This is a genomic window from Parendozoicomonas verongulae, from assembly GCF_009711465.1.
Taxonomy (GTDB): Bacteria; Pseudomonadota; Gammaproteobacteria; order Pseudomonadales; family Endozoicomonadaceae; genus Sansalvadorimonas; species Sansalvadorimonas verongulae.
Map to the genome: position 1 here is coordinate 1 of NZ_SMME01000656.1, position 2,992 is coordinate 2,992.

General features: G+C 48.1%; 6 protein-coding genes and 1 pseudogene. 4 read left to right on the forward strand and 3 right to left on the reverse strand.

Features of this window, described 5'->3' with window-relative positions; genetic code table 11:
- Positions 1-217: hypothetical protein (locus E1189_RS24990; protein WP_230460051.1), on the forward strand; the 217-nt coding region annotated here is incomplete at its 5' end.
- 51 nt (positions 218-268) lie between these two features.
- Entirely contained in the window at positions 269-505 is a 237-nt protein-coding gene (locus tag E1189_RS24995) for a hypothetical protein (RefSeq protein ID WP_230460052.1), read from the forward strand.
- 36 nt (positions 506-541) lie between these two features.
- On the opposite strand, the pseudogene E1189_RS26135 reads toward E1189_RS24995, so the two are convergent.
- Positions 542-664 (reverse strand): annotated as a pseudogene (locus E1189_RS26135) (hypothetical protein); the annotation flags it as partial.
- A gap of 469 nt (positions 665-1,133) precedes the next feature.
- Between E1189_RS26135 and E1189_RS02370 the strand changes: the two are divergent.
- Positions 1,134-1,385 (forward strand): type II toxin-antitoxin system Phd/YefM family antitoxin, encoded by a 252-nt coding sequence (locus tag E1189_RS02370; RefSeq protein ID WP_155158461.1) that lies wholly within the window; start codon positions 1,134-1,136, stop codon positions 1,383-1,385.
- Positions 1,375-1,662: a type II toxin-antitoxin system RelE family toxin gene (locus E1189_RS02375; protein ID WP_155158462.1), complete on the forward strand. Its 288-nt coding sequence runs from the start codon at positions 1,375-1,377 to the stop codon at positions 1,660-1,662. Before E1189_RS02370 ends, E1189_RS02375 begins: the two co-directional genes overlap by 11 nt.
- A 166-nt stretch (positions 1,663-1,828) precedes the next feature.
- Here E1189_RS02375 and E1189_RS02380 read toward each other — a convergent pair whose 3' ends face one another.
- Together E1189_RS02380 and E1189_RS02385 are read right to left on the reverse strand one after the other, a co-directional pair.
- On the reverse strand, positions 1,829-1,969 hold the full coding sequence (locus E1189_RS02380; RefSeq protein WP_155158463.1) for a hypothetical protein: 141 nt from the start codon (positions 1,967-1,969) through the stop codon (positions 1,829-1,831).
- 256 nt (positions 1,970-2,225) lie between these two features.
- Positions 2,226-2,843, reverse strand: a complete 618-nt coding sequence (locus tag E1189_RS02385) for a Cif family virulence factor (protein ID WP_196221080.1) — start codon at positions 2,841-2,843, stop codon at positions 2,226-2,228.
- Positions 2,844-2,992 lie beyond the last annotated feature (149 nt).

The following is a 2,992-nucleotide window of genomic DNA, read 5'->3' on the forward strand; positions in this document are numbered from 1 at the left end:
AAGAGTTATGACATTCAAACGATCCGTTGTCCGGACATTTGAAGAAACAAGTCATGCCCAGGAGCGCTGGGACCATGCGTTTCAGCAGATTCTCCAGTGGGCTTCAGAACAGCAGGAGAAGACGAAGATCCGTCCCAAGTCTGAGGAAAAAAGCGATGAAAGTAGCCCTGTACGCCAGAGTCTCAACCCAGAAGCAGCAACAAAGCCAAAGCATTGATCAGCAGATGTCCAATATGGGTAAGGAAAAAATTACTCGGATTGCACGATCATGGACGACCATTCACTCCCATCATTACCCACCAGCTCGCCACGGGAAGAACTGCTTTACCTGTTCTCCCTTGGTGTCATACGCCACCAGCGCCGTACAACAGAGAATAACCGGCCAGACACGTCTCTGACTGATCAAGTGGAAATTTACGAGATTCAATTTCTCTCTGCGGACATAAAAGTATGGAATAGCCAAACTGTGCCAACACAAGCAGGTTGGCGAGCACTTTACCGATAGTTGATAGTCCCCTTCCTACAACCCCGCCGCAAACAACTACGACCTGCCAACCATAGAAAACAACAACTGAGAAATTCTGCAAACATCCTGATAAAGACGCTTTCTGATAATGGCTTCCAGAATATCGCGATTCACTTCAAGGTAGTCATGCACCAGTACATTACGAAAACCAAAGTCTGACTAAAGTGTCCAAACTCAACTTACAGAGTCGTTCAGAGAAAGAAATTTAATGATCCGATGAGACCGTCAGAAGACGCATGTCCACTGTGTAGATATCCCCATCCGTGGGGGCCGAGAATGGAAAAAGCTGCTGGGCTTCAATAGGGGGCCCATCCGCCCGGTCAGAGATCACGGTGAAGCTGCGCCCACCGGGCAGGACCAGTCAAATTCATTCACCCAGACGAAGTTATCTGGGAGCGTTAAGGTATCGAAACAGGTTGTTCACCTGTCCGCCGACCACTTCATTGCCGGTCGCCCGGCCCCACCGTCCCCTTCGTCTGTCAGACGCTGGGACTCAAATAACTTGATATCTTCCTTGTTGATTGCCGTGACTCTACCCTTGTTGCCGTGGAACTAATTCAGTGCTAAATATGTCACTATAAAAAGGTCATTTTTTTAGGAGTGTGGAATGAAACAAGTTCTGGCTAATAACTCGATCAGTATTTCCGAGTTAAAAAAGAATCCATCCGCCCTGATTGCCCAGGCGGCTGGAGAACCCGTGGTTGTCCTGAATCACAACCGCCCCACGGCTTATCTGGTACCTGCTGACACTTATGAGCTGATGATGGAGAAGCTGGATGATATTGAGCTGTTACGTATCGCCAAAGAGCGCCTGAAAGACAAGGATCAAGCCATAGAGGTTGATCTGGATGACCTATAAGCTGAAGTTCATTCCTGCTGCACTGAAGGAATGGAAAAAGCTTGCGCCAACTATCCAGCAACAGTTCAAGAAGAAGCTAAAGGAGCGTTTGGTGACACCCCATGTTCCAGCGGCTCGTCTTCATGAACTGGAAGGTGCATACAAGATTAAACTGATGGCATCCGGTTACCGCCTTGTGTACCAGGTTCAGGATGAGGAAGTGCTAATTATGGTTTTGTCTGTTGGCAAACGTGAACGTAGTGAAGCCTATCGGAAAGCGAAAGATCGCCTCCAGTAGCTATTCATTGTGGATCATTAAAAGACGAATTGTGGCAACATAGAGACTCTCGCTACTGGGAGTCACAGAGGGAAACAGCGGCTGTGCCCCAATGGGAGAGCCATATCCCCCAGCACAATGGAACGCCCGTAACTTTTCTGACTTTCTGAAACAATCAGCGCTCCCGTTAAACTGTGCTCAGTGGATTGCGGGCAGCAGCCAGCTGGCGCTCTAACTTTTTAGAGGGAGCAACAGACTGAGCCTGCTCCCGCGCCAGCTGTTCCACCTTCAATTTTGCTTCCCGATAAGAACGGCCAACAGACTGCACAGTGGCAGCCTGGGCTTTAAAAGAAGAAAGAAGACGGGATTGCTGCTCGAGGGTTTTGAGGCGGGACTTGAGGGACTGGGCCTGCTTATCCAGTGACTCTAACGAATCACTGGATTTGCGGACTATTCAAGAGAGAAGATCGCGGGCTTTGAGGGTAAGTTGGATAGCAGTCTGCTTCATAAGAACACTCCATTGCTCTCATGATTAAATAAACATTACACTGTTAAAGGGTGTAGAAATTGCTCAATACTCTCAGCTATTCGTTAAGCTGCGCTGGCAAATATGGCGTATTCTGCATACTGATAATTTTCCACTCGCTCGGCGAAGCATCAACGGAATTCTCTTTTGCCAGTACGGTCGTAAATAAACCTTTTGTCGGCTTCATGGGATCATAATGCTGGATATCCTGCTCAGCATTATGATGAGGAAATTGATACTCTGTGACCAATATGACGGTATGAGCGGGGTTACCGTATGCACTCCACTTAACAAGCGCAGTCTCCATTTTCTCATGTGCTAAAAGATGCTGCCCCGCATCAGGGGAAAACACCTTTTCATGTCTTGCGACATTGGCTTCTTTCCCCCAGTACAGACGACCTGATTGATTGACAAAATTACTATTCTCAGCCAAGAGTTCGCCAAGCTTGTTAGAATCGCGTTCATCAAAAGCACGTTCACGGGATCTCATTATTGTTTCAAGAGATTCTTTGTCCTGCTCTGTGAGCTCGGATGATTGAGGTGAACGTAAACTCTCGGAGAGATTGAACTCCCCCCAGCTTCCACCAGATAAAGCTAAAAGACATACCAGTTCTGCTTTCTTCATGTTGCCCTCCAGATAGTTAGGAATGTGGATGAAGTCTATCTCAAACTGCATAAACGGGCTTAGTCCTGAGCCGGTTACCAGCGGGTCAGCCCTCGATGTCGTTGGTGCCATCGGTAAAGTGAATCTTGCACCAGCCGGTCTGGCTATCCACATACCCATCGACTTCTGCTGAGGTCAGGTTGCCATTGAAGTCCGCCTGT

Bases quoted from the DNA above. Each gene is read 5' to 3' on its own strand.
- E1189_RS24995 (WP_230460052.1), top strand. From the start codon at position 269: ATGGACGACCATTCACTCCCATCATTACCCACCAGCTCGCCACGGGAA.
- E1189_RS02370 (WP_155158461.1), top strand. From the start codon at position 1,134: ATGAAACAAGTTCTGGCTAATAACTCGATCAGTATTTCCGAGTTAAAA.
- E1189_RS02375 (WP_155158462.1), top strand. From the start codon at position 1,375: ATGACCTATAAGCTGAAGTTCATTCCTGCTGCACTGAAGGAATGGAAA.
- E1189_RS02385 (WP_196221080.1), bottom strand. From the start codon at position 2,843: ATGCAGTTTGAGATAGACTTCATCCACATTCCTAACTATCTGGAGGGC.